We start from the raw sequence: 24,949 nt of genomic DNA on the forward strand, positions 1-24,949 counted from the left end.
GCTTTCGTATGGTCTTTGCGCGACGGTGAGAGCGGTTCGCCCACCCCGGCCCGGTTCCCAGGAGAAACTGATGCGTCGCCTCTTGCTCTTGCCGTTCGTCCTCGGAGGGTGCCTGATGAATTCCTCCGGCGTCCCCGCGCCGGCCGGCGCGCTTTCCTGCGCGGAGCAGGCGGCGGCAGGCCTTGGATATTACGTCACGGCGCGCTCCGAGCAGACGTCGTTCAGGGCCGAAAAGCAGATGCCCGGCGACGGCATGTACCGGGTGATGGGAGAGATCTCCGCATCGTCCTGGAGCGACCCCGCCGGCAACTCGCGCCTGCGTGTGGACGGCGGCCGGTACGAGGACCGGGGCAGGGGCGGAGGGCCGGTGCCCGGCCCCGGGGTGCGCGGCCAGCCGGGAGCGGTGGGCACCGGCGGGGTCCCGGGCGGGCCGGGCGTGACCCGCGTGGGGAACGGCCGGCGCCGGATCTCTCCCGGCACGGCGGCGATCGACGCGCAAACCATCCAGGCGCAGTGCGCCGGTGACGGCCGGGGCAGGCTGGCCGTGGGCTAACTTCGGCCTCCGGCCCCAACTCAACCGATTCGCTCTGGCTCCCGCCGGGGCGAATGGATATTGTTTGATCTACGTTCCCCGCGCTCCCGCTCGCCCAGACTCTCTCCACCGGCTCGAAACACAGGATGAAAAAGACATCGGTTCTCTCGGCGCTGCTCGCATCGCTCATCGGGTGCAGCACCGGCGTTGCCCAGGACGCGCCCGCGCAGCAGCGGTTCACCACCCGGGGTTTCCAGTTCACCGTGGGATTGACGGGAGCGCAGTCCACCATCGAAGAGGGAGAAAGCGCCACCACCGGGATCGGCATAAGCCTGCACGCGGGGTACGGCATCACACGCCGGCTTTCACTCTTTGCGGGAGGCACCGGAACGACGATGGAATCCGGCAAATACGCCCTGGCCCACGTCGATCTCGGTGGCCGGTTCCTGCTCTCCGAAGCCCAGCTGCGGCCGTACGTGCAGGCGGGGGTAACGGGGCGGCTGGCGAGGGAGGAGATCCCCGAGCACTTCGACGACAAGGTCATCCAGATCCGCGGAGTCGGCCCGAGCGTGGGCGCCGGGGTGGAGTACGGGGTCTCTCCCGAAGCCGCGGTAGACGTGGGGCTGGTCTACACCGGTGGCGACTACACGGAGGGAAAGATCACGAAGGACCCCTGGACGGACCTGGGCAGCGACGCATTCGGCGCACGGAGCCTGCGGTTCACGGTGGGCGTCACGGCGCGCCTCTAGCGGCCTGACGCGCGACACGCGGCGGTGTGCGCGAATGGAACGCGGCATTATCTTCTCCCATGACCCCGACTACGCTTCCCCTGGTCCAGACCGGCGTCGTGCGCGGCGCCTGCCCGCACGACTGCCCCGACACGTGCGCCATGCTGGTGCACGTGCAGGACGGCCGCGCCGTGCGCGTGCAGGGCGATCCCGACCACCCGGTGACGCAGGGGTTCCTGTGCACCAAGGTGAACCGCTACGTCGAGCGCACCTACCACGCCGACCGGCTGGCGACGCCGCTGCGGCGCGTAGGCCCCAAGGGCGAGGGACGCTTCGAGCCGGCGTCGTGGGACGAGGCGCTGGACGACATCGCCCGGCGGCTGAACGAGATCCGCGCGGGCGAGCACGGGCCGCAGGCCATCCTCCCCTACTCGTATTCCGGCACGCTGGGCAAGGTGCAGGGCGAGTCGATGTCCAGCCGCTTCTTTCACCGCATCGGCGCCAGCCTGCTGGACCGTACCATCTGCGCCAGCGCGGGCAGCGTCGGGTGGGGCGTCACCTATGGCGACCGCCTTGGGCCCACGCCGGAGGAAGCGGAGCACGCGCGGTTCATTTTGCTGTGGGGCACCAACACGCTCACCAGCAACCCGCACCTGTGGCCGGCGCTGCGCCGCGCTCGCGAGGCCGGCGCCCGCCTGATGGCCATCGACCCCATCCGCACGCGCACCGCCGCCCAGTGCGACGAGCACCTGCCCATCCGCCCCGGGGCCGACGCCGCGCTGGCGCTGGGGCTGATGCACGTGATCTTTCGCGACGGGCTGGATGACGAACAGTACCTGCGTGACCACACCGTCGGCTGGGAGGCGCTGCGGGAGCGGGCGGGCGAGTGGACGCCGGAGCGCGCGGCGGGCATCACGGGTCTGGATGCGGCCCGCATCGAGCAGCTGGCGCACGAGTACGCCACCACGCGGCCGTCGTTCATCCGGCTGAACTACGGGCTGCAGCGGCACCGGGGCGGCGGCACGGCGGTGCGGACGATCTCGCTGCTCCCCGCGGTCACCGGTGCCTGGCGCGACCTGGGCGGCGGCGCCACGCTCTCCACCAGCGGCGCCTTCCAGCTGAATGGCGGCGGGCTGCAGCGGCCGGACTGGGTTCCGCCGGGCACGCGTACCATCAACATGATCCAGCTGGGCGAGGCGCTGACCAGTGCCGATGCGGGCGTCGGCGGGCCGCCGGTGCAGGCGCTGGTCGTCTACAACAGCAATCCCGCGGCGGTGGCGCCCGACCTGGGGAGCGTGCGGCAGGGGCTGCTTCGCGACGACCTGTTCACCGTGGTGATGGAGCACTTCGTCACCGACACGGCGCGCTACGCCGACTGGGTGCTCCCCGCGACCACGCAGCTGGAGCACTGGGACGTGCACACGGCGTACGGGCACCTGTACCTGACGCTCAACCGGCCGTCCATCGCCCCCGTCGGCGAGTCGCTGCCCAACACCGAGATCTTCCGGCGGCTGGCTGTGCGGATGGGGCTGGACGATCCGGAGTTCGCGGACGGCGACGTGGACCTGATCCGCCAGGCGCTGGAGTCGTCGCACCCCTGGATGCAGGGGATCACCTTCGAGCGGCTGCTGGACGAGGGCTGGATCCGTGTCGCCGCCCCGCGCGACTTTCGCCCGTACGCGGAGCCGAAGCCCAACACCCCCACGGGAAAGATCCAGATCCTCGCGCCGGAGCTGGAGTCGATCGGCATCGATCCCCTGCCCACGTACGTGCCCCCCGCCGAGAGCGCCGAGGCAGACCCGGAACGCGCCGCGCGCTATCCGCTGATGCTGCTGTCGCCGCCGGAGCATCCGCTGATGAACAGCACCTTCGCCAACGTCCCCCACCTGGAGCGCGCGGCGGGGCCCACGAAGCTGCTGCTGCACCCCAACGAGGCGGCGGTGCGCGGGGTGCGCGACGGCGACCGCCTGCGCTGCTGGAACGACCGCGGCCACTTCTATGGCCGGGCGGTGGTCACCGACGACGTGCGGCCGGGCGTCGCCGTCTCCTACGGCGTGCGCTGGGCGCAGCTCTCGGACGGAGGCCGCACGGTGAACGATACCACCTCGCAGGGCGTCACCGACATGGGCGGCGGCGCGGTGTTCTACGACAACGCGGTCGAGGTGGAGGGGGCACCGGGGGACGAGATTCTGGACAGGGTGCCCCGTTCGGGTGTATATTCAACCGTTCCACCGAGTTAGCCCCCGAAGGAACGCCCCGCCGCAGGAGCACTCCACGTTGCGAATCCTCTACGTTTCCCACTCGTTTCCGCTGCCCGGCGACCCGCTGAGCAACGTAGGCGGAATGCAGCGCGTGGCGCAGGGGCTGCACGCGGCCCTGGGCGAGCATCCGGGCGTGGATCTCCATTCGCGGCTGCTGGAAACGTCGTGGAAGCAGACGCCCCGCCGCATGCCGGGCTTCATGGCCGGGCTGCTGCGGGAGATTCCGCGCGTGGTGAAGCGCGAAAAGATCGACGTGGTGCTTCATTCGTCCATGGTCACCGCCTCCACCACGGCGGTGCTGGGCAACGCCATCCGCCGGGCGGGCGCCCTTTCGGCCGCCATTCCCGTGGGGCGCGACGTGACGCTGCCCACGCCGGGATACCAGTGGTTCGTCCCCAGGGTGCTCAAGGGGCTGGACCTGGTGTTTCCCATCAGCCGGGCCACGGGGCAGGAGTGCCTGGCGCGCGGCCTGTCGCCCGCCAAGATGCACGTGATTCCCTGCGGCGTTGACGTGGACCTGTTCGGCGCCCCACGCGACCGGCGCGCGGCGCGGCGCGAGCTGCTGAAGTCCATCGGCGAGTCGGCGGGCACCATTCCGGACGACGCGCTGATCCTGGTGAGCGTGGGGCGGCACCAGGAGCGCAAGGGCTTCACCTGGTTCACCGAGCAGGTGATGCCCACGATGCCCAGCAACGTGATCTACCTGATCACGGGCGAGGGGCCCATGACGCCGCAGATCCGTCAGGCCATCGACCGCCACGGCCTGCACGGGAACGTGCGGCTGGTGGGCAAGGTGTCGGAAGAGATGCTGCTGACGCTGTACCGCGGCGCCGACCTGTTCGTAATGCCCAACGTGCACGTGAAGGGCGACATCGAGGGCTTCGGCGTGGTGATGCTGGAGGCGGGGCTGTGCGGAATGCCGGTGATCGCGGCCGACCTGGAAGGGATCAGCGACGTGATACGTGAGGGAGAGAACGGGCACCTGGTGCCCAGCCAGGACGCCGAGGCGTTCCGGGCGCTGGTGCTGCGCTACCGCGCGGACCGCGCCCTGGTGGCGCAGGCGTCCAGCCGCGCGGCGGCCTACACGGCCAGCCACTTCTCGTGGTCGGCCATCGCAGACACGTTCGTGCGCATCCTCAGCCAGCACACCAAGACTACCGGCACCGTCCCGGCGGAGCTCGCCCGAGCGGCAGGGTGAGCATCCACGTTCCGCCATCACACGATCAGCCGCCCTCTTGAACGGGGCGGCTTTTTCATAGGCGGAGCGGTGGCGCGGGGCGGTGCGGGCCGTTACTCTGACGCCTTCTTGAGATTCGACAACGCGCGGCCCCGTGGCGGGCCCGATCAACGATATGGAGATACGGATGAGCAAGGACTGGGACGGCTGGCTGCGGGACAAGGACTGGCAGCCGGTGGCGCCCGACGAGTTCAAGGCGCTGCCCGCGGACGAAAAGCTGCGGCGCATCCGCCACTCGTCGGCCCACGTGATGGCGACGGCGCTGCGGCACGTACGGCCCGAGGCCACGTTCGCCATCGGGCCGGCGACGGAGCACGGCTTCTTCTACGACGTGCACGTGGACTCGCCGATCACGCCGGACGAGATCGCGGCGGTGCAGGAGGGGATGAAGGGCGTGTGCAAGGAGCGGCAGCGCTTCGAGGTGGCTGTCGTCCCCCACGCCGAGGCGGTGGAGTTCTTCACGGAAAAGGGCGAGCGCTACAAGCTCGACATCCTGGAAAAGCTGGTGGACCAGACGGTGACGTTCTACCGCAACGGCGACTTCGTGGACCTGTGCGCCGGGCCGCACGTGCCCGACACCAGCTTCTGCCAGAACGTCAAGCTGCTGACGGCCTCGCCCGCGCACTGGCGGGGCGAGCAGAACCCGTCGCTGCAGCGCATTACGGGAACGGCGTGGGACAGCCGCGACGCGCTGAAGAGCTACCTGGCGTTCGTGGAAGAGGCCAAGGCCCGCGACCACCGCGTGCTGGGGCAGGCGCTGGACCTGTTCAGCTTCCATCCCTGGGCGGCCGGCGCACTGTGGCACCCCCGCGGGCTCACGCTGCGCAACGAGCTGGGCCGCTTCTGGCGCGAGCTGCAGCCGGAATACGGGTACGTGGAGATCCTGAACCCCGTGCTGTACAAGCCCGACCTGTTCCAGCAGTCGGGGCACTGGGAGCACTACCACGAGGACATGTACATCGTGCGCGACGCCAGCGGCGAGCCCGACATGGCGCTCAAGCCGATGAACTGCCCCGACACGATGCTGTTCTACAAGACGCGCTCGCACAGCTACCGCGACCTGCCCCTGCGCGTGGCCGAAAGCCAGATCCTTCACCGCAACGAGGTGACGGGCGCGCTCCACGGGCTGATGCGCACGCGCAGCTTCGTGCAGGACGACGCGCACATCTTCCTTACGCCCGACCAGGTGCAGGAGGAGATCCGGCAGCTGCTGGGGCTGGTGGACCGCTTCTACTCGCTGTTCGGGCTGGAGTACTCCATGAAGCTTTCCACGCGCCCCGAGAAGTACATGGGCGAGCTGGAGCAGTGGAACGCCGCCGAGGAGGCGCTCAAGGCGTCGCTGGACGCATCGGGCCGGGGATACTGGATCGACGAGGGCGACGGCGCGTTCTACGGGCCCAAGATCGACATCAGCATCCAGGACAGCCTGGGCCGTAAGTGGCAGTGCGGCACCATCCAGCTGGACTTCCAGCTTCCCCAGCGCTTCGAGCTGGAGTACACGGCGGCGGATGGCACGCGGCAGACGCCCATCGTCGTCCACCGCGCCATTTTCGGGTCGATGGAGCGCTTCATCGGCGTGATCGTGGAGCACTTCGCGGGGGCGTTCCCGGTGTGGCTGGCCCCCGTGCAGGCGGTGGTGCTGCCCATCTCCGACGAAAAGCAGCTGGACTACGCGCACGAGGTCACGGCGCGCCTGCGGAAGGCCGGCATCCGCGCGGAGCTTCAGCAGTACGAGTCGCTGAACTACCGCATCCGGCAGGCGGAAAAGCAGAAGGTGCCGTACATCCTCGTCCTGGGCGAGCGCGAGCAGGAGCAGGGCAGCGCCGCCGTGCGCCGCCACAAGGTCAAGGAGCAGCGCGTGGTGCCGGTGGACGAGATCGTGGCGGAGATTGCTGCGAAGGTGAACAGCCGCGAGCTGGACGTGCACCTGGCCAAGATCCAGCCCAAGTTCCAGGAGCCGGGCGACACGAGCACCACCGACAACCCGTACTGATCGCGGGGGGGTGGATGAAACGGCGGGGCGGGCGAAGATGGATCTTCGCCCGCCCCGTTTTCCGTCCCCCGTACTGCCTCTCAACCGTCCAACAGCACGGGCCCGAACCGCCGATGGAACGCGGGCGCCAGGCGCCTGCAGAACTCTTCGGTGGTGCCGCCGCGGGCTTCGAAGCGCCGCATCAGCGCGCGCTGTAGCGCGAGATACGCTTCGAACCGCGTGGGCGAGGTTTCCAGGAACCGACGAACGATTTCCATAAGCCCCTCCTTTCGGCGCCGGCATGGCGCACGCGAGCCTATACAAAGCATTCGGCGTGCCGCCCGGCGCAATCGCCAAAACTGTTGTGGATTCAAGACTTCCGCGTGGGCGCCGCCCCGCCTGTTCCCACGCGCCGAGGCCGCTGTGGCCCGTGGGGGACACCCGTTGCGGCAATACGCGGACAGCCCGCCAGGAGTTGCAAGCTGACCGGCGTCGTGCGTTACGCAGGTGACGCCATCCGCGCGGTCATCTGATCCAATAGTTCTCGGGAAGGAAGGGGGGCCAACACAGTGGCACGCAACGTAAATCCCCACCGATCGCGTCAGCAACAGTAGTACGCACCGAAAGCGTCAGAATGGAGGGTCTAGACGACCCCCGCGTCACGGCGATGCGAGGTGCCCGCCTGGAGCCACGCCTCGGGGTTGGCGCGATAGGAACCAAAAACGGCCAATCTTGCGCCTATGTTTACTTTGAGACTACGTTTTCCGCTCGCGATGGTGCACCCAGTCCCGATGATCGATGCTGCTGTCACCCCGGCCGGAGCCCGCGGGGGCGCCGGCCCGGAAGGGGCGGCGTCCGATCCCACCGATCCCGGGACTTCCGCCACTCTGCGGACTCGTCTGCCTTGACGAGCTTCCCGGCATCCTTGGACTGACTCTGTTCCAGAGGGCCGCGGACGTGGCGCTCTGGTCCGAATGCGAGCCCTCGCAACGTCTGGGGCTGTTCCGGCCGGGCGAGCCGGAATCCGCTCATGATGCTCCGTCGTCGGTGATGCCGGCCCTTGCCGCACTGGCGCACGTCGTATCACAGCCGGAGGCCGCACGGCCCGCTTACGTGTCTCAGGCGTGCACGGCGATCAGCGACTGGGCGCAGGGTGCCGGCCACGCGAGCACCGCGCTCCTGTTCGCGGAACTGGCAGCCGTCGCAGAGCCGAACAACCCGGTGGCCGCCGTGGCGACCGGACGGGCGTTGCGGGACGCGGCGCGGTACGCTAGGGCACGTCGCTGGTTCGACCGGGCCGAGCGGGTGGCGCACCTTGCGGCCGATCACCAGACCAGAGCGGATGCGTTCCTCGCGCTGGGGGTGCTGGAAGAGCGCCGGGGCAAGCTGCGCCAAGCTATGCGAATGATGCGGCGCACCTTCCGGCTCGCCAAGCGGCACGGGCTAGCCGACATCGGCGGGCACGCACACCAGAACGCAGTTGCGATCTGTGGGCAGACACACCGGTTCGCTGAGGCTCAGGCGCACGCTGAGGCGGCCGTGACGCTGTACGGCCCGGGCCACTCGCATCTGCCCGCTCTCGCCCAAGACATTTCGCGACTGTGGTGCGAGCAGGGGTACTTCGATGCCGCCCTTCCGGTTCTCGAAGCCGCTCTGGCGGCCATGATCGATCCCGACCAGCGGTACATAGTGACTGCGAACCTCGCCCGTGCTGCTGCCGGTGTGGGCGATAGGGACCTGTTCCTGCGGGTCTGGCGTGAACTGGAACAGCTCGACGCCCCGGCCACCTGGCGGTTCGCAGCAGACGCCTTGGTGGGGCTGGGTGAGGGCGCGATGATGTTGGGGTTTGCCGTGGCTGCCCGCGATCTTGCCGTGAAGGGGCTCACGGTTGCGCGGGATCGTGGCGAGAGCGTGACGGCGGCCGAAGCCGAGGACTTGATTTTCCGGCTGCCCCAAGGTCAGCCCGTGGCACCGCGAAAGCCGCCCCCCGATCGAGAGTTACTGCTTGCAGCCCGGCTCGTGAGGATGCTGACCGAAGCCGCCGCCCCGCGCTGATGACGCGGGGCGGTTTTTTTTGCCCGTCAGCCCGCACCGATGTACCCGCCGCCCCTTTGCGTGCCCGTGGTGTCCGTCGCCGTCGTGCTGGTCGTTGTCGTATTCGATTCCAGCGAGTCCGGTTCCACCGCGTTGGATCGGGCCGCCGCGCCGGGTGCTTCCCGGTCCGGGGCCGTCGCGGTGTGCGAGCAGCCGGCCACGGCGAGCGCCGCCACCAAGGTGAGGGCTCTACGAAGCATCGTGTTTCTCCTGCCTTTTCCGGTGAATTGATGACCTTCCGGCTCCAAACTAAACCCGCCGCCCACATTACGCCACAGTAGAGAAACCCCAAACGACATGCTGTCACTGCGGCGCGTGGAGGCTGCGTTACACAGGCTCACGAACCCCCAATAGACCGCTCTTATCCGGAACCAAAAGCCGGCCAGGGCTGTGTTTTGGCGTGTAATTGTCGTGGCTCCGAACCTCGTCTATGGTTCATTCCGTCGGGGCGGAGCTACACAACAACCGCCATTCCAATCAAAGCCACCCACCACGGGAAAGTCGAATGTCCATCCGAGAACCAATCCCGGTCGGGTCCGAGTTCGGCGAATCCCCGCAGACGCTATGGGAACTGTTGGTCGATGTGGAGTTCGACCCGGCGCAGACAGCGGATGCGATGGCCGAGCAGCAGCGTGCGTTTTGGGACCACATCATCGAGGCTGTTGAAGCGGCTGGGACGGCGGGAGAAGTTCAGGTAGAGGTGGTAGAAGTCCGGGGACGCGGGAAGACGACACCGTTATTCCCCATGGTGGTAGGCAGCGCGCGCTACACGTCTGCGCTGGACATCATTGAGGTCGTAGAGCGTCTGTGTCAGGATCAGACGCAGCTGGGCTCCGTCGCATACGATGCGGCGGGCCGCGCTTACGAACTCGACGTTGAGATCTGCTTTCGACGCATCCCGGAGAATGACGGGCAACGCCGGGCAGAGTTGCCCCGTCCGAGCGAGGTTGGGGCAGTTGATCGCAGACGCGGAGGCCGGGGCTCTGTGCCCTTGCATTGACGGGTGGATGCTGAGCACCTCCCGCGCGCAATGTGCGTCCGCTTCCTGTCGCTACCGGGAACGCCGTCACAGTTGAGCGGCGGCGTTGACCGATCATCCCACCCGCACTACTTTGCGCATCCTTCCCCATTGCGCCGCACCCTCGTTCACGCCGCTGCAACGCGTCGTGGCCCGCGTCTGAATCGCGCGCGGCGCGCATCCCCGTCCCTTGTCCGGGCATCCCCATGTCCAGCTCCGCCGTCCTGTCTCCTGGCCTGGTCGTCGCCGGCCGCTACCGCATCGAAGAAACGCTTGCCGGCGAGGGGAGCGCCGCCCTGCTGCGCGCCACCGACACGCGCGCCGAGCGCGGGGTGGCGCTGCGCATGCTCCCGCTGGCCGGCGGGGACGATGGCGAGCGCTGCACACGGCAGGGCAAGCTGGCGGCGCGGCTGACGCACCCGAACCTGGCGCGCGTGCTGGATTTCGGGACGGACGAGGCGGCCGGGGTGCGGTATGTGGCGGCGGAGCTCGGCGCGGGGGGAACGCTGGCCGCCCTGCTGGCTCAGCGCGGCGCGCCGCCGCTGCCGCTCGGATTGCGGATGCTGCAGGAGGCCGCGGCCGGGCTGGCGGCGGCGCACGCCGCCGGGGCGGTGCACGGCGATCTGCACCCCGGGATGCTGTGGCTTTCGCGCGGGGGCGGGAAACTGCGCGTGGAGGTGCTGGGGCTGGGGATGGACCCCGCCGGGGCGCCGCCCGCGCGCGCGACCGCCCGCTACTGCTCGCCCGAGCGGCTGCGGCGCGCCCGCGACCTGGCCCCTGCGGCCGACGTGTTCAGCTTGGGCGCCATCGCCTACGAGGTGCTGGCCGGGCTGCCCGCCGATTGGATGAGCCTGCTGGTCTCCATGGCCAAGGGTCAGCCCGCCGTGGTGCCGTCGCTCCTGACGGTCAAGCCTGACCTGCCGCCGGAGCTGGCGGATGCCGTGCTGCGCGCCGTGTCGTCCACGCCGGCGGACCGCTGGTGCGACGCGGGCGAGTTCGCGGCCGCACTCGCCGTGCCTCTCGCCGTCACGGCCGCGCCCGCGCCGACGATCATCCCGCTCGCGATCAACGTCGTCCGGGAGCCCGCGCAGGAGGCCCGCGCCCAGGCTGAGCCCCCGCGATCCATCCCGCTCGCCGTACCCATCGTGGCGGCTCCGGCGGACGTGCTCCCCGCGCCCGCCGAGATCGCCACAGTCGCGGAGACTCTGCCGATCCTGGAGATCGCCCCGGAAACTGCTCCGCTGGAGATCATCCACGCGGAAGCTTCGGCACTTGCGGAGATCGCTCCGGCTGCGGAAATCGAACTGACCCTGATCGACGAAGAGGACGAGGTCCCGACGCTGCCGGCTATCGCGACGGTCGCGGAGCCTGCAGTCCCGTCCACCGGGCTGGAGGTGGTTGAGGAAGACGAGGCGTCGGCGCAGTCGGTTCCTTTCGGCCAGCTCGCCCTTGTTCCGGCGTCGGAGCCCATGGTGCCGGAGCGGGCGGACACGATGGCACCGCAGGCGACGTACGGTGCTACGCAGGGCGTGCCGGTGACCCCGATCGTGCGATACGGCCGTCGCAAGCCGAGCGCACAGCCGGCGGGGGGACACCGCGGGCTGATCGCTGCCGGGGTGGTGCTCGCGGTGCTGGTCGCGGGTGGCGGACTGGTGGCGAAGACGGCCATCGGCGGTTCGTCCACGGATGCCGCCGCGGCGCGTCTCGCCTCGCCCTCACTGGTGACTGCTTCGCCCGCCGCGTCCACGTCCGCTCCGTCCACGGAGGCTGCTGCGCCGGTGCCCGAGGAGCCGAGGACCACGGCGAAGCCCGCCACGGCGGCGGCCGACGAGGAGCGCCGCCGCGCGGAGGAAAAGCAGAAGCAGGACCAGCTTCGTCGCGACCAGCAGCGGCGAGCCGATTCCATCCGCGCCGCCCAGCTCGCGTCGGCACGGCAGCCCCCGGCGCAGGCGGCGCCTGCCCTGATTCAGCCGCCCAGCCCGGCGGAGAACCACCCGGCGCCGCAGGTGGCGGTGGCGCCTCCGCCCGCGGCAGCGGCCCCGGCGCCGGCCGCGCCCGCCCGTTCACGCGTGGACCCGTCGCGCGTGTACCGTGCGGGCGAGTTGGACGTGGCGCCGGCGCTCGCCAACCGCGCCGACTTCGGCCGCGTGGTCGCCCGCAACTACCCGTCGTCAGCATCGGGCGCGGGGAACGCGGTGGTGCAGTTCGTCGTGCTGCCGAACGGAACGGTGGACCGCTCGTCCATCCGCGTGCTCGAGGTGTCGGACCCGGTCTTCCGCCGTGCCGCTACCGCGGCTGCGGGTGCCGCCCGGTTTACCCCGGCCCGTGTGGATGGGCAGCCCGTCCGGGCCTCGGTGTCCATCCCGCTCACCTGGAATCAGAACTAAAGCGGCCACACGGACTCAGATCGAGAACGCCCCGGCCAGGTTACCGGCCAGGGCGTTCGCATATCAGTCGACGTAGGTTTCGAAGAACCCGGGCAATCGCCCCAGCGTCTCGCCGCGCACCTCCACCGTCGCCATCCCGCGCATCTGCACGAACCAGCGGCGGGACGGACGCGCCATATCGGTGACGTGCACCGCGCTGACGTCCACCATCACGCGCATCCCCTGCCGAGCATCGTCGAACGTGAACCGGCGGGGAACGCGGATGGCGCGCCCGCCAGCCTGGACGGTCTGCCACTCCGCTACCTGCATCTCGCCAGGGCGATAGACGCCGCGCACGCCCCGTCCGTCCACCAGGTACGCGAACAGCCCCCCTGGCGACGCGGAGCCGCCCCGGACCACGCCGTACAGCAGCGACAGGTCGGCGTTGGACGCAGAGCCCCACTCCCACGAAACGTCGCGCCACACCCCCCAGTTGTGGTCGTGGTACGCCTGCGCCCCGCGGACGGCGCGGCAGGTAGGAAGGCAGACGGTACCCTCGGCCGTGGCGTAGAGCGCGGGCGTCACGTAGCCGGACACCAGCTCCGCCCCGCCGATGTCCGTGGGCGGAAAGTAGCGGCGCGGGGCGGGGGAGACGCGCAGGTCCACGCGGACGCCTTCCGCATCCGCCACCACGTGGTATCCATCCTCCCCCAGCCGCACGAACGCGCGGTCGCCGAAGCGCAGGTCGGGCCCCGTGGTGTCGAAGCGCACCTGCTCGCCGGGCAAGTCGCGCGTCAGCGAGCGATGGGTGCCATCCGGCTCGCGCACGGTCAGCAAAATGCGCCCGCCCCAGCGGCCGGGCACGCCCACCTCGCCCGCCACCATCAGCGTCACGTACATCCACCGCGCATCGTCCAGCACCACGTTGAAGTAGTGCCATTCCGCCCAGGTGCTGTCGCGAACGGGAGGAACGTGAAAGCGGTCGATCTCCCGCAGCAGTTCGGTCTGTGTCGGGTTCAGCCAGCGGCGGTCGGCGTCGGAGTCTTCCCAGCGGCCGGAGAGCAGCGTGGGAGCCGCCCCGGCGGCCCTCACTCGCGAGGGGATCTCGCCGCCGGCGATGGCGGGGAGGCGCCGATCGCCCACGAACAGCTCCACCTGCTTTCCGTCCAGGACGGGGCTGGCGGCTGCCACGCCGAACTGCTCGCGCCCGCGGGGCGATTCGAACACGTTGCGGTGAAGGAAGCGCGCGTGGTCGATGCCCAGGAACAGGGATGAGACGCCGCCCGCCTTGAGCATCTCGGCGCTGATCCCCGCGGGCACGACCACGACGTCGCCGCCGCCCACCAGCTCGCGGTCGCGCGCCTGCTCCAGCATGGCCTCGCCCACGGCGAGGAGAACGACCATCACCGACACGCCCAGCGCGTAGCCGCCCAGCAGAAAGAGCGCGCGCCCGGGGCGGTTGCGAAGCTCCGCGAGCGCCAGGCGCAGGATCACGAGGGCTCACCTCCCGAAACGACCAGCCCGTCCGCCATCTCCACGCGCCTGCGCGCGCGGCCAGCGACGTGGGGGTCGTGCGTGACGATGACCAGCGTGGTGCCGTCGGCGTTAAGTCGCTCGAACAGGGCGATGATCTCGTCACCCGTCCGCCGGTCCAGCTCGCCCGTGGGCTCGTCGGCGAAGATCACCTCGGGGCGGTTGGCGAGTGCACGCGCGATGGCGACCCGCTGCTGCTCGCCGCCGGACAGGTGGGGCGGCCGGTGTCGGATCCGGTGCCCCAGTCCCACGAACTCCAGCAGCTCCCGCGCGCGGTCCCGCCGCTCGCGCCGGCCGATGCCTGCCTCCGCCATGGGGAGCTCCACGTTCTCGGCGGCGGTAAGCACGGACAGCAGGTGAAAGCGCTGGAAGATGAAGCCCACCTTGCGCAGCCGCAGCGCCGACCTCCGCCCTTCGTCCAGCGCGTAGACGCTCTCGCCCAGCAGCTCGACGGTGCCGCGGGTGGGCGCTTCGATGCCGGCGAGCACGTTGAGCAGCGTGCTCTTGCCGCACCCGGACGGCCCCACGACGGCCACGTGCTCGCCGCGCGACACGGCGAGGTCCACCCCGCGCAGCGCGTGCACGGCGTCGCCCTGGTAGGGGAATTCCTTGACGATCTGCCGCGCCGTGATGACGGGCGTCGGGTTGGCCGCGGACGATGGAGAATTCACGAAATCCTGGTTCGCGATACGGGTATGCTGCGGCGCTGGCGCCGGCGCTGTAGCCCGGCCACAGCCTGAATCAAGCCTTGGGCGCGGCGGCCCAAGGAGGCGAGGCCGCGGACCTGCACGGGCGAATGAATTCGCTGCAACAAACACACGATGTCCGCCTGCGCGGACTGCACGGTTTCATGTTGCTTCGGCGGTGGTGCGCGCCCTTGCTCCGGTGCTCGGTCTGCCCGGGATCGCGGCGTTTCGACCGGCGCCGGCGCATTCCTCCGCTGCCCTCTCCCCCGGCCCTCTCTCCCGCGAGCGGGAGAGAGGGAGAACTGCACCAGGACCGGGGCGCGCCGCCGGCTCGAACTCCCACCGCGGCAAGCCAGTCTGCGAAGGCAGACTTCGTGTGGTCGTTGCCGCGAATTCATTCGCCCCAGCAGCCCCAGCAGGCTTGGGCCTCACCGACTCGTCCGCACCGGCGCACCTGGCGCAGTGTGTGGCGGATCCCTCAGTCGCTGCCAGGTTTGGTGTGTCGGCAGGCTCGCAGTGGCCGCTCCCATCGGGATGACATCGGCCATCGCCGTTCACTCCGCCTCCTCCCGCAACGCCCTGCCCAGCGGCGTGCGGACGGCGTTCCACCCCGGCAGCAGCCCCGCGACCGCGCCGACGGCGATCACGATTCCCATCGCCAGCGCCACGCGCCCGGGCTCCCAGGCAAAGAACGTCATCTTCGCGGGGATGCCGGGAAAGGAAAGGAGAATGCGGTCCAGCCGCGCCGCCATCCACAGCCCCATCGGCAGGCCGGCCAGGCACCCCAGCCCGGACAGCACCAGCCCCTCCGTGACGATCGCACCCAGCAGCCGCCCGCGCCCCACGCCGATGGCGCGCAGCGTGGCGATCTCCCCGAACCGCTCCCGCACGCCGATGGTGATGATCGTCGATACCAGCAGTGCCGTCACCACGAGCGCCACGCTCCCCAGGATGGTGGCGAGCTGCTGGAAGTAGAGCAGCCGCCGGTCCATCTCGGCCATCAGCTCGCGCGTGGAGTAGGTCGACACCTCCGGCACGGCGGCGGTGATGCGGTCCGCCAGCGCGTCGCCGTCCACCCCCGGCTCCGTGGCCACGCCGAAGAGTGACACTTCACCGCTGCGCCCGGTGGCGCGCTGCACGTCGGCGATGGGCATGGCCAGCGAGCGCTGGCCAGCATAGTCGTACAGAAAGTCCGCCACGCCGCTGACCACGAACGTCCGCGTCTGCCGCGCGCCGCCCAGCGACGCGTCGGGGTCCGTCGCCAACCGCAGCGTGTCGCCCGGCGACAGCGTCTCGTCCCGCGCCAGCGGCTCGCTCACGATCACCTCGCCCGGGCGCGGCTCGCGCCCGTCCACCACCTGGTACAGGAACTGGGCGGCGGGATCCACGCCGCTGGTGAACAGCGGCTCGCCGGCGCTGTCGCCGCGGGCCAGGTAGAACTGCGCGCCCAGCACCGGCGCCACGGACTTTACCCCCGGCACCGCCGCGATCCGCCGCCCCACCGCGTCGCCGCCCACGATTCCCGCCTCGCTGTCGAACGGCAGGCTGCCGCGCGGCGTCACCCGCAGCGCATAGCCGCTCACGCCCAGCAGGTCGCCAAACGAGCCCGTCAGTCCCGAGGCCAGCATCGTCATGTCCAGCAGCAGCGCGGCTGAAACGGCGATGCCGGCCAGTGCCAGCGCCGTCCTTCCCCCGCGCCGGAACAGCGACCGCAGGAAGGCGGATACGATCACCGCTCCCCCAGCTTCTGCGGTGCCACGCGCACCAGCCGCCACGCCGCGAGCACCCCGGCGACCGTCCCCAGGGCCAGCCCCAGCAGCGCCGCGATCAGCACGATGCGGGGCGTCACCAGCGCAAAGCGGAGCGTGGTGTCGTACACCCGGGCGTAGTGCGCGTTGACGATCCGCGTCACCACCACGCCCAGCCCGGCGCCTGCAATGGAGCCCACCACCGCGATCCCGATCGCCTCCAGCACGACTGCGCGGAACACCGTCCCCCGGCTGACGCCGATCAGCCGCAGCGTTCCCATGTCGCGCTTCCGCTCGTCCACGCGAATGATCATCACGCAGAGCAGGAAGATGGCGCTCGCCAGGATCGTGACGATGCCGATGGCGTCGTGAAAGCGCGAGACGACACGAAAGGTGGCGCTCGTTTCCTCCGCCAGCGCGGCGCTCCCATACGCCCGCGTTCCGAAGGCGACGGACTCGATCCAGCGCGCGGCCGGGTCTGCCCGCGCGCCGGGGGCGAGCACGATGGCGAAGCGGTCCACCCGGTCGTGCGTGGGCAGCAGCGCCTCCAGGTCCGGCAGGTGCAGGCGCACCTCGTAGTCGTTCCGCGCAATGCGGTTGGGGTCGGCCTCGCGCTCGAACACGCCCGCCACCACGAACGGGCGCGGCTGGGCAGAACCCGCCAGCGCGCGGACGCGCACCGTATCGCCTACGGCCAGGGGAATCGCCTCCGCCAGCCGCCGCTCCACCAGCATTCCGGGCGCGGGTTGAACCACGGCAGCCTGCAGCGCCGCCGCGAACAGCATCATCGAAATCAAGCTCGCTCCTGTCGTCTCACCGAGCCACCAATCCTATGCAAAGCTGATGCGACGGCCTCGCGACCGCCGACACGCTCCAATCACGTTGTGTTCGGTGCGTTTTCGGTTACTATAACATCAGGTGTTAACCTGGTGTGTAACTTACTGACCCGTTCCCGGTGGCGTCTCATGGGCCAGAAGAGCAAAATCGAGTGGACGGACGCCACCTGGAATCCCACGACCGGGTGCACGAAGCTCACCGCGGGATGCGACAATTGCTACGCGCACACGCTGGCGCACGGCCGCCTTTTCGACATCTACAACCGCCGCCTGCCGGTGGTCGATACGCCCGAGACGCGAGCAGACCCGTTCGCGGTTCGGCTATGGGACAGCCGCCTGGACGAGCCCGCGAAGTGGCGCAGCCCGCGCATGGTGTTCGTGAATTCAATGTCGGACTTGTTCCACGTGGATGTGCCCGACGCATTCACGCGGAGGATCTTCGAGGTGATGCTGCGCGTGGATCGCCACACGTACCAGGTGCTTACGAAGCGGCCGGCGCGGATGGCGCGATTCGTCCGCATGAACGCCGACCTGTTCTCTGGGGGCGAGGTTCCCGCCCACATCTGGATGGGAACGAGCATCGAGGACGATCGCGTACTCTTCCGGGCGGATCACCTCCGCGACGTTCCCGCCGCGGTGCGCTTCCTCTCGTGCGAGCCGCTGCTGGGCTCGCTCGCGGGGCTGGCCCTGCACGGAATCCACTGGGTGATCGCGGGAGGCGAGAGCGGGCTCGGGTATCGCAGGATGGAGCCGAATTGGGTTCGTGGGCTCCGCGACCTGTGTGTGGGCGAGGGCGTCGCGTTCTTCTTCAAGCAGTGGGGCGGGCGAACGCCCAAGGCGGGGGGGCGCGAGCTGGATGGCGAAACGTGGGACCAACTGCCGTCGATCGCGGCCATTGTTTCAGGGTCGTAGGCGGACTACAGGCCCAGGGTGCCCTGAGTATCCGAGTATTTCATGGTCTGGCGCCAGAAGTGGTAGCCCCGCTCGCTCTTGCTGAAGAAGAGCAGATAGTACAGCGGCACCTGCCCTGATTCCGTCCTCACCCGGTACACGTCGGCGTCTTTCAGCCGCTGATAGCCGATCCGCTCCATCCCCGCGCGATACTGCTGCATCAGGAACTGCTGGAACCCGGCTCCGTTCCGCTTCGCCGCGCGCCACTTCTCCCGCCACTGTGGGTCGCCCAGTAGCCGCTCCACCTTGGTGCTCGCCGGATTGACGTAGTTCACCTCGTTCCGCTGCCCATCCATCTGTGCCGCGAGCAGGATCAGGAAATCCATCCGATTGCCCGCGGCGAGCCGCTCTACGATGCTGAAGTCGAACGAGAGGTCGTACGGATCGGCGAAGCAGAAGCTCAATACCGAGCCGTTGGTGGGGAGCGCCGCCAGAACGTGCGGAACGGCATCCGCGGCTGGCGCATGGATGATGGTGCAATCCGCCCAGCCGTAGTCCCGCGACACACGTGCCTTGAGCGCCACCACCCGTTCCGCGTCGTCGTCGCAGAAGATGTACTTCGTGAACGGATCGGGGACGGAAAGGGCCAGCAGCGGCGATCCGAGCACCCGTTCTCCCGTTTCGCGGATGATCGCCTTCCCCGCACCCGCGAACAGGTCGATGTACACGCGGTGCCGGTGCTGATTCTTCATCCCGCGCGCGAAGATGCTGGCGTACATCCATAGGCGCAGGTACTTCTGCCGGCCCCACTCACCGATCATGGGAGTGTGGAACTCGTCGGGGAGCGCGTCGGGGAGCTTGTCGAAGATGTCCATGGGCGCGGCGCGGGCTGTCGTAGAGGGAGCCCGAACCTGTGCCAGCGATACCCAGTCGTCAAGATTTGCATTTGCCGCCACGGACGAGTTTCCACCTTGCTGGAAAGCACGCTCGGAGAGGGGAGCACGTTCACGCTGGCCCTTCCTTCCGCCGTCGGCGGCTGAATCCGCGAGACGGGATTCGCCCGCAGGACTGCCGGCGGGGAGCTTCGGGTTCAGGCGATCGAGGCGCGGGACGCTGTCGCCGGCGTTGGGTTTTCGTGCGCGGCCACGTACGCCACCGCCCACCCGGAGTCGTACGGACCGCGGCCTTCGGGGGTGAAGCGGGCGAGAGTGAAGCCGGCCTCGGCCAGCTCGGAAACTAGCTCGGCCTCGTTGAAGCGGTGCACGAACATGGGGGCCAGGTCGTCGCCCAGCGCGGGAGGCTCGCGGCGCAGCACGCGGCGGAGCACGCGGGCGACGCGGAAGGCAAGCGCCAGGCGCGGCGCGTGGTCCGGCCGGGTGAAGAACGAGAGCAGGACCGGGGAGCCCTCCGTCAGCAAGGGGCGGAGATCGCGCAGGAAGCGGATGCGGCGCTCGCGTCCGGGGATCAGCATGTAGGCGCTCCATCCTAGGATGATGCCGTCGTACGGGCCCGCGCCGGCGGGGGCGGCGTCGCGCGCGATCAGCCGGACGGCGGCCTGGCAACCATGCCGCGGCAGGAGGTCGCCCGCGTACGCCACCAGACCGGGGTTGCACTCGAAGCCCTCGGCCTGGAACCCCTGCCGCGAAAGGGCGATCACCTCGCGCCCCGCGCCAGCCGCGATCACCCCGATCGTCCGGCGCCCGGCGAAGAAGTCGGCGACGGCCTGCGCTTCCCAGTCGAACAGGCCGCGGAGGTTGTGAGCCTCGTTGTTGTACGATCTGGCCGCAGAGAAGTGCGCTTCGTCCGCTTCATCCATGGTTTCGCGCGAAAGAACGCCCAGCCACACGCCGGTGTGGATGGCGTTCAGAATCCGCTGCAGCCGGCTCCACTGCCCCTGCTCCCACAGGAAGAAACGGACGAGCGCGCGCGGGCGTTTGGGCATGGGTGTGCGGCTGGGACGGACAGGGACGGGAAACAGAATGATCGGGCGGGGGCAGCCGCCCTGTCAAATACGTTACCGTGGAACCGGCAACAAACCTCCGAAGCGACCCAAAGCTTCGGCGTCCCCGTTCGCCCCCTGAGCGGGTGAACCCGCGACTGACAAGCGGAATGCTCCGCCCGGGCCAGTGGCGCATCCCGTCCGGGTCATGCCCTCCGCACCCACCGAAGCCACACGATGTCATTCCCGATGGAGCGGCCACGGCGTACCTGCCTCTGCTCCCAAGTCCGGCAGCGACTGAGGGATCCGCCACACACCGCGTAGCGCACCAGAGCATCGGGCGCCACCGTGGCCTCCCTGAGCGGATGAACCCGCCGCTGGAAAAACGGAAAGCGCGCCGGCGCAGCCGACTTTGCAGCGGAGCATGGGCGGGCCCGACCGCTGGAGCCGCACGAAAGTGTGCAGTCCGCGCAGGCGGACATCGTGTGTTTGTTGCAGCGAATTCATTCGCCCGTGCAGGGTCTCGGCCTCGGCTCGAACGGGCCCCGGCACAGCCACCGCAACGGCGCATCGGGCGAAGTGTATGGCGGATCCCTCAGTCGCTGCAGTCTGCGGTGCAGCGAAACGCTCAGCGTGGCCGCTCCATCGGGATGACATCCAGGCCGCAGTCCCGCCTTGTCCGGGGCTTCACCTGCACGCGCCGGCGCAGCCGACTTTGCAACGGAGCATGGGCGCGCCCGACCGCTGGAGCCGCACGAAAGCGTGCAGTCCGCGCAGGCGGACATCGTGTGTTTGTTGCAGCGAATTCATTCACCCGTGCAGGGTTGGGCTCCAAGGGACCGGGACAGCCGACGCAACGGTGCATCCGGCGAAGTGTGTGGCGGATCCCTCAGTCGCTGCGGTCCACGGTGCAGGGAAACGCTCACCTTGGCCGCTCCTTCGGGATGACATCCAGGCCCTGTCCACGGCCTCGTCTGACGCATATCCGCCGCTGCCACATGGAGGTGCGAGGGAACGGTTGTTTTCATAACGTTCAGTATTGACTGAACGTACCGAACGCATTAGCTTCTCGGTCCAACGGCGCCAGAGATGGACGCCGCCAGCCCCACAGCAGTAGAGACTCAGGATGCACGAGGCGGTTCAGCAGCTGGTGGAGCGGATGGCGCTCATCTGCGAAAAGGAAGGGATGCCACGGATCGGCGGGCGCATCCTGGGCTACCTGCTCGCCACCGACCAGACGGTATCCCTGGACGACCTCGCCGAGCGGCTGCAGGCCAGCAAGGCCTCCGTCAGCACCAACGCGCGGATGCTGGAGCAGTTCGGCATGATCCAGCGGGTGAGCGTGATGGGCGACCGCCGCGACTTCTACCGCGTGGAAGACGACCCCTGGGCCCGCATGCTCCGCGTGGCGCAGGGCCGCTGGCGCGACATGGTGCACGTGTTCGGCGAGGCCGCCGAGCGCCTTCCCGAGCCCGCCGGCCGCGCCCGGGTGGAATCCGCCCGCCGCTTCCACGAGCTGCTGATCGCCGAGTGCGACGCGCTGATCGACCGCTGGAACCGGCTGGACGGCGCCGTGGACGAAGCGTCCTCGACGCCTCGTCGCGCCTCGGGATCATAACGACATTCCATGCGTGCTGTAAGCAACCACTTGCATACACATTTGGCGGCGACTATCTTCGCCCCCATGGACGTACGAGAGAAGCTGCTGACGGCGGCACTGAAGGTGTTCGAGGAGGCCGGATCGCGCGGGGCCACCACGCGCCGCATCGCCTCCGAGGCGGGGGTGAACGAGATCACCCTGTTCCGCCACTTCGGAAGCAAGGCCGCGCTGATGAGCGAGGCGCTGGCCTGCGCCTCGGCCGCGCCGGTGGAAAGCCGCCTTCCCGCCGAGCCCGCCGACCCCGCGCGCGAGCTGCTGGCCTGGAGCCACGGGGGATACGCCCAGTTGCGGCGGAACGCGGCCATGATCCGCACCGCCATGGGCGAGATGGAGCAGGCGCCGGAGGCGGCGCGGTGCGTGGCCGCCAACCCGGCGCGGGTGCGCGAGCAGTTGAAGGCGTACCTGGCGCGGCTGCAGGAGCGGGGGCTGGCCTCCACCGACTGGGACCCGTACGCCGCCTCGTCCATGCTGATGGGCTCGCTGTTCAGCGACGCCATGGGGCGCGACATGATGCCGGAGGAGTACCCGTACTCCGAGGCCGAGGCTCCGGCGCGCTACGTATCGCTCTTCCTGCGGGCCATCGGCGTGGCCGCGCCCGCGGAGCACCACCCGGCGGAAGGCTCGCCGCTGCAGGACCCCTGAGCGCGGTTCCACCCATTCAACGCAGACGCGACCTGTAACCATATGCCCAACATTCCCTGGCCCGGCCGCTTGACGCGCCTCGCCGCCCTGGCGGCGGCGCTGGTGCTGGCGGGGCCCGCGCTGGCCCAGCAGCCCGTATCGGCGGAGGCGCGCCGGGCCCTGACCCTGGACGAGGCGCTTCGCCTGGCCGAGGACGCCAGCGAAACGGTGCAGGTGGCCCGCGCCGGCCTCACCCGCTCGCGGGGCGAAATGCTCCAGGCCCGCAGCGAGGGGCTTCCCCAGCTTTCGGGATCGCTCTCGTACAGCCGCGCCCTGGCCTCGGAGTTCCAGGGGATCGGCGGAGGCGGCGCCGAGCCCGACACGACCGGGCCGCCGCCCCCGCAGAACTGCGGGCGCTACACGCCCAACCCGGCGCTTCCCATCGGACAGCGGCTGGACTCGCTGGAGCACGCGGTGAACTGCGCCGCCAACGCCAACCCGTTCGCCGCCTTCGGCGACCTGCCGTTCGGCCGCGAGAACACCTGGCGCATCGGGCTGAACCTGTCGCAGTCCGTCTTCACCGGCGGACGCATCCAGGCGCAGAACCGCATCGCGCAGGCGGGGCGCACCCGCGCCGAGCTGGAATTGGCGACGCAAAGGGCGCAGCTGGCCATGGACGTCACCCAGGCCTACTACGACGCCGCGCTGGCCGACCGGCTGGTGGGCATCGCCGAGGCCACGCTGCAGCAGGTAGAAACCACGCTGGAGCAGACGCGGCTGGCGCGGCAGGTGGGCAACCAGCCGGAGTTCGAGCTGCTGCGCGCCCAGGTGACGCGCGACAACCAGCTTCCCGTGCTCATCCAGCGCCGCTCCGACCGCGACCTGGCGTACGCGCGGCTGATGCTACTGCTGGACCTGCCCACGGACGAGCCGGTGTCGCTCACCACCTCGCTCGACGAGACCGTCGCCGTTCCCGTGGCCCGCTTCGCCGCCAACGAGGCGCTGCTGGGCGACACCACCGCCGCCAACCGCGCGGCGGTGCAGCAGGCGCAGACGCTGGTCGACGTGCAGCAGTCGGCGCTTCGCATCGCGCGCTCGCAGCGGCTTCCCAACCTGAGCGTCAACTCGCAGTTCGGCCGCGTGGCCTATCCCGAGGGCGCGTTCCCCGGGTGGAACGACTTCCGGTCCAACTGGACGGTGGGCGCCACGCTGGCCATGCCCATCTTCACCGGCGGGCGCATCCGCGGCGACGAGATGGTGGCGCAGGCCAACCTGCTCGAGGCGCAGGCCCGCGTCCGCCAGGCGCACGACGCGGCACGGCTCGACACGCGGGTGGCCATCGAGCGGCTGGAGTCGGCCCGCGCGCAGTACCAGGCCAGCGCCGGAACGGTGCAGCAGGCGCAGCGGGCCTACCAGATCGCCGAAGTGCGCTTCCGCGAGGGGATCAGCACGCAGGTGGAGCTCTCGGACAGCCGCATCCTGCTTCAGCAGGCGCAGGCCAACCGGGCCGTGGCCGCGCGCGACCTGCAGATCGCGCAGGCCAGGGTGGCGCTCCTTCCCTTCCTTCCCTTCGGCAGTGCGGGGCAGGGGCAGTCGCAGTCGCAGCAGCAGAACCAGCAGCAGGCGCCGCGGCAGCAGCCGCGCCAGGCGCCGGCGGACCAGGGACAGGCGTTCACCTCCGGGGGCGAGTGATGGCTATGGGGATCAAGAAGGCGGGTGCGCTGGCGATGCTTGCGCTGGCGCTGGGTGCATGCGGCAGCCCGGGCGAGGCCGCCGAGGGCGAAAAGGCCAAGGCCGCGAACGATGCGGTGGTGCTGGGCCCCGAGGCCGTGTACGTGGTGCAGGCAGAGGAAATTTCCAGCGGCCCGGCCCTGTCGGGAACGCTGAAGGCCGACCGCGAGGCGCAGGTACGCGCCGAGGTGGGTGGCACCGTGCTTTCCGTGCACGCCGACCAGGGGCAGACGGTCGCCTCGGGGCAGGTGCTGGCCCGGGTGGACGCCGCCGCCCTGCGCGAGCAGTACGTCTCCGCGCAGTCCGCGGTGCGCTCGGCCGAGCAGACGGTGTCCGTCGCGGCCAGGAACGTGGAGCGCAGCCAGACGCTGAACGCGGCCGGGGCCCTGGCCGACCGCGACCTGGAGGCCGCGCGCAACCAGCTGGCCGGGGCGCAGTCGCAGCTGGCCGGCGCCCGCGCGCAGCAGGCGGCCGCCCAGCGGCAGCTTTCGCGCACCAGCGTGCGTTCGCCCATCGCGGGCGTCGTCGCCGCGCGGCCGGTGAACGCGGGCGACGTGATCGCCCCCGGCGCGCCGATGTTCACGGTGGTCGATCCCGGCAGCATGCGGCTGGAAGGCTCCGTCCCCGCGGCGGACCTGGGGCAGGTGCGGCAGGGCGCCACGGTGCGGTTCACCGTCACCGGCTACCCCGGGCAGACGTTCACGGGCACGGTGTCGCGCATCAACCCGTCCGCGGACGCGGTCACCCGCCAGGTGCCGGTGTACGTGACCATCCCCAACAGCGGCGGCACCCTGGTCAGCGGGCTCTTCGCCGAGGGCCGGGTGCTGGCGCAGGCGCGGCAGGGGATCGCCGTTCCCGCCTCGGCCGTGGACGAGCGCGGCGTGCAGCCCTCCGTGCTGCGCCTGGCCAACGGCAAGGCCGAGCGGGTGCCGGTCACGCTGGGCGCCCGCAACGCCGAGACGGACCGGGTAGAGATCACCTCCGGCATCAGCGCCGGCGACACGCTGCTGGTGGGCGCGGCGCTGGGCACCACGCCGGGCACGCGCGTGGAGGTCCGCGCCGCGGGCGCCGCCGCGGCACCCGCCGCCCGGTAAAG

At 70.0% G+C, this 24,949-nt stretch carries 21 protein-coding genes; 13 read left to right on the plus strand and 8 right to left on the minus strand.

Translation table 11 applies throughout. From position 1 onward, the window contains the following. Nucleotides 1-115: 115 nt before the first annotated feature. The 5 genes from VF632_RS13015 to thrS all read left to right on the plus strand — a co-directional run bounded on the left by VF632_RS13015 (nucleotide 116) and on the right by thrS (nucleotide 6,751). Complete coding sequence (locus VF632_RS13015) at nucleotides 116-553, plus strand: hypothetical protein (protein ID WP_331023333.1); 438 nt, start codon at nucleotides 116-118, stop codon at nucleotides 551-553. Nucleotides 554-678: 125 nt separating this feature from the next. Continuing rightward, nucleotides 679-1,281: an outer membrane beta-barrel protein gene (locus tag VF632_RS13020; RefSeq protein ID WP_331023334.1), complete on the plus strand. Its 603-nt coding sequence runs from the start codon at nucleotides 679-681 to the stop codon at nucleotides 1,279-1,281. A gap of 59 nt (nucleotides 1,282-1,340) precedes the next feature. Continuing rightward, entirely contained in the window at nucleotides 1,341-3,500 is a 2,160-nt protein-coding gene (locus VF632_RS13025; RefSeq protein WP_331023335.1) for a molybdopterin oxidoreductase family protein, read from the plus strand. Nucleotides 3,501-3,537: 37 nt separating this feature from the next. Continuing rightward, on the plus strand, nucleotides 3,538-4,719 hold the full coding sequence (locus VF632_RS13030; protein ID WP_331023336.1) for a glycosyltransferase family 4 protein: 1,182 nt from the start codon (nucleotides 3,538-3,540) through the stop codon (nucleotides 4,717-4,719). A 166-nt stretch (nucleotides 4,720-4,885) separates the two neighbouring features. Next, nucleotides 4,886-6,751: a threonine--tRNA ligase gene (gene thrS / locus VF632_RS13035; RefSeq protein ID WP_331023337.1), complete on the plus strand. Its 1,866-nt coding sequence runs from the start codon at nucleotides 4,886-4,888 to the stop codon at nucleotides 6,749-6,751. Between the two features lie 80 nt (nucleotides 6,752-6,831). On the opposite strand, the gene VF632_RS13040 is transcribed toward thrS, so the two are convergent. Further along, nucleotides 6,832-7,008 carry a hypothetical protein gene (locus VF632_RS13040; protein ID WP_331023338.1) on the minus strand — a complete coding sequence of 59 codons (177 nt, stop codon included), beginning with the start codon at nucleotides 7,006-7,008 and terminating at the stop codon, nucleotides 6,832-6,834. A gap of 679 nt (nucleotides 7,009-7,687) precedes the next feature. Here VF632_RS13040 and VF632_RS13045 point away from each other — a divergent pair. Then, a complete protein-coding gene (locus VF632_RS13045; protein WP_331023339.1) occupies nucleotides 7,688-8,785 on the plus strand; it encodes a hypothetical protein in 1,098 nt (365 codons plus the stop codon). A gap of 26 nt (nucleotides 8,786-8,811) precedes the next feature. Here the strand turns inward: VF632_RS13045 and VF632_RS13050 are convergent, their stop codons facing one another. After that, nucleotides 8,812-9,024: a hypothetical protein gene (locus VF632_RS13050; RefSeq protein ID WP_331023340.1), complete on the minus strand. Its 213-nt coding sequence runs from the start codon at nucleotides 9,022-9,024 to the stop codon at nucleotides 8,812-8,814. A 305-nt stretch (nucleotides 9,025-9,329) separates the two neighbouring features. On the opposite strand from VF632_RS13050, the gene VF632_RS13055 reads away from it, so the two are divergent. After that, nucleotides 9,330-9,824 carry a hypothetical protein gene (locus VF632_RS13055; protein ID WP_331023341.1) on the plus strand — a complete coding sequence of 165 codons (495 nt, stop codon included), beginning with the start codon at nucleotides 9,330-9,332 and terminating at the stop codon, nucleotides 9,822-9,824. Between the two features lie 224 nt (nucleotides 9,825-10,048). After that, the gene (locus tag VF632_RS13060; protein WP_331023342.1) at nucleotides 10,049-12,229 is read left to right on the plus strand and encodes a TonB family protein; all 2,181 of its coding nucleotides are present in this window, start codon (nucleotides 10,049-10,051) and stop codon (nucleotides 12,227-12,229) included. A 63-nt stretch (nucleotides 12,230-12,292) separates the two neighbouring features. Here the strand turns inward: VF632_RS13060 and VF632_RS13065 are convergent, their stop codons facing one another. The 4 genes from VF632_RS13065 to VF632_RS13080 all read right to left on the minus strand — a co-directional run bounded on the left by VF632_RS13065 (nucleotide 12,293) and on the right by VF632_RS13080 (nucleotide 16,963). Next, the gene (locus VF632_RS13065; RefSeq protein WP_331023343.1) at nucleotides 12,293-13,702 is read right to left on the minus strand and encodes a hypothetical protein; all 1,410 of its coding nucleotides are present in this window, start codon (nucleotides 13,700-13,702) and stop codon (nucleotides 12,293-12,295) included. Then, nucleotides 13,699-14,412, minus strand: coding sequence for an ABC transporter ATP-binding protein (locus VF632_RS13070; RefSeq protein WP_331023344.1), 714 nt, complete (start codon nucleotides 14,410-14,412; stop codon nucleotides 13,699-13,701). The genes VF632_RS13065 and VF632_RS13070 overlap by 4 nt, the downstream gene beginning before the upstream one ends. 569 nt (nucleotides 14,413-14,981) lie before the next feature. Then, nucleotides 14,982-16,160, minus strand: a complete 1,179-nt coding sequence (locus VF632_RS13075; protein WP_331023345.1) for an ABC transporter permease — start codon at nucleotides 16,158-16,160, stop codon at nucleotides 14,982-14,984. Next, nucleotides 16,157-16,963: an ABC transporter permease gene (locus VF632_RS13080; RefSeq protein ID WP_331023461.1), complete on the minus strand. Its 807-nt coding sequence runs from the start codon at nucleotides 16,961-16,963 to the stop codon at nucleotides 16,157-16,159. Before VF632_RS13080 ends, VF632_RS13075 begins: the two co-directional genes overlap by 4 nt. Before the next feature lie 177 nt (nucleotides 16,964-17,140). Between VF632_RS13080 and VF632_RS13085 the strand changes: the two genes are divergently transcribed. Beyond that, nucleotides 17,141-17,923, plus strand: a complete 783-nt coding sequence (locus tag VF632_RS13085) for a phage Gp37/Gp68 family protein (RefSeq protein WP_331023346.1) — start codon at nucleotides 17,141-17,143, stop codon at nucleotides 17,921-17,923. Nucleotides 17,924-17,928: 5 nt separating this feature from the next. Here VF632_RS13085 and tcmP read toward each other — a convergent pair whose 3' ends face one another. Further along, nucleotides 17,929-18,777, minus strand: coding sequence for a three-Cys-motif partner protein TcmP (gene tcmP / locus VF632_RS13090; protein WP_331023347.1), 849 nt, complete (start codon nucleotides 18,775-18,777; stop codon nucleotides 17,929-17,931). 215 nt (nucleotides 18,778-18,992) lie between these two features. Continuing rightward, nucleotides 18,993-19,844 (minus strand): class I SAM-dependent methyltransferase, encoded by an 852-nt coding sequence (locus VF632_RS13095; protein ID WP_331023348.1) that lies wholly within the window; start codon nucleotides 19,842-19,844, stop codon nucleotides 18,993-18,995. 1,123 nt (nucleotides 19,845-20,967) lie between these two features. Between VF632_RS13095 and VF632_RS13100 the strand changes: the two genes are divergently transcribed. From VF632_RS13100 to VF632_RS13115, 4 genes are all read left to right on the plus strand, one after another. Further along, the gene (locus tag VF632_RS13100) at nucleotides 20,968-21,459 is read left to right on the plus strand and encodes a GbsR/MarR family transcriptional regulator (RefSeq protein ID WP_331023349.1); all 492 of its coding nucleotides are present in this window, start codon (nucleotides 20,968-20,970) and stop codon (nucleotides 21,457-21,459) included. A 66-nt stretch (nucleotides 21,460-21,525) separates the two neighbouring features. Then, nucleotides 21,526-22,143 (plus strand): TetR/AcrR family transcriptional regulator, encoded by a 618-nt coding sequence (locus tag VF632_RS13105; RefSeq protein WP_331023350.1) that lies wholly within the window; start codon nucleotides 21,526-21,528, stop codon nucleotides 22,141-22,143. A gap of 42 nt (nucleotides 22,144-22,185) precedes the next feature. After that, nucleotides 22,186-23,814, plus strand: coding sequence for a TolC family protein (locus VF632_RS13110; protein WP_331023351.1), 1,629 nt, complete (start codon nucleotides 22,186-22,188; stop codon nucleotides 23,812-23,814). Beyond that, nucleotides 23,814-24,947 carry an efflux RND transporter periplasmic adaptor subunit gene (locus VF632_RS13115; protein WP_331023352.1) on the plus strand — a complete coding sequence of 378 codons (1,134 nt, stop codon included), beginning with the start codon at nucleotides 23,814-23,816 and terminating at the stop codon, nucleotides 24,945-24,947. The genes VF632_RS13110 and VF632_RS13115 overlap by 1 nt, the downstream gene beginning before the upstream one ends. Nucleotides 24,948-24,949 lie beyond the last annotated feature (2 nt).

It is taken from the genome of Longimicrobium sp. (assembly GCF_036388275.1).
GTDB lineage: Bacteria > Gemmatimonadota > Gemmatimonadetes > Longimicrobiales > Longimicrobiaceae > Longimicrobium.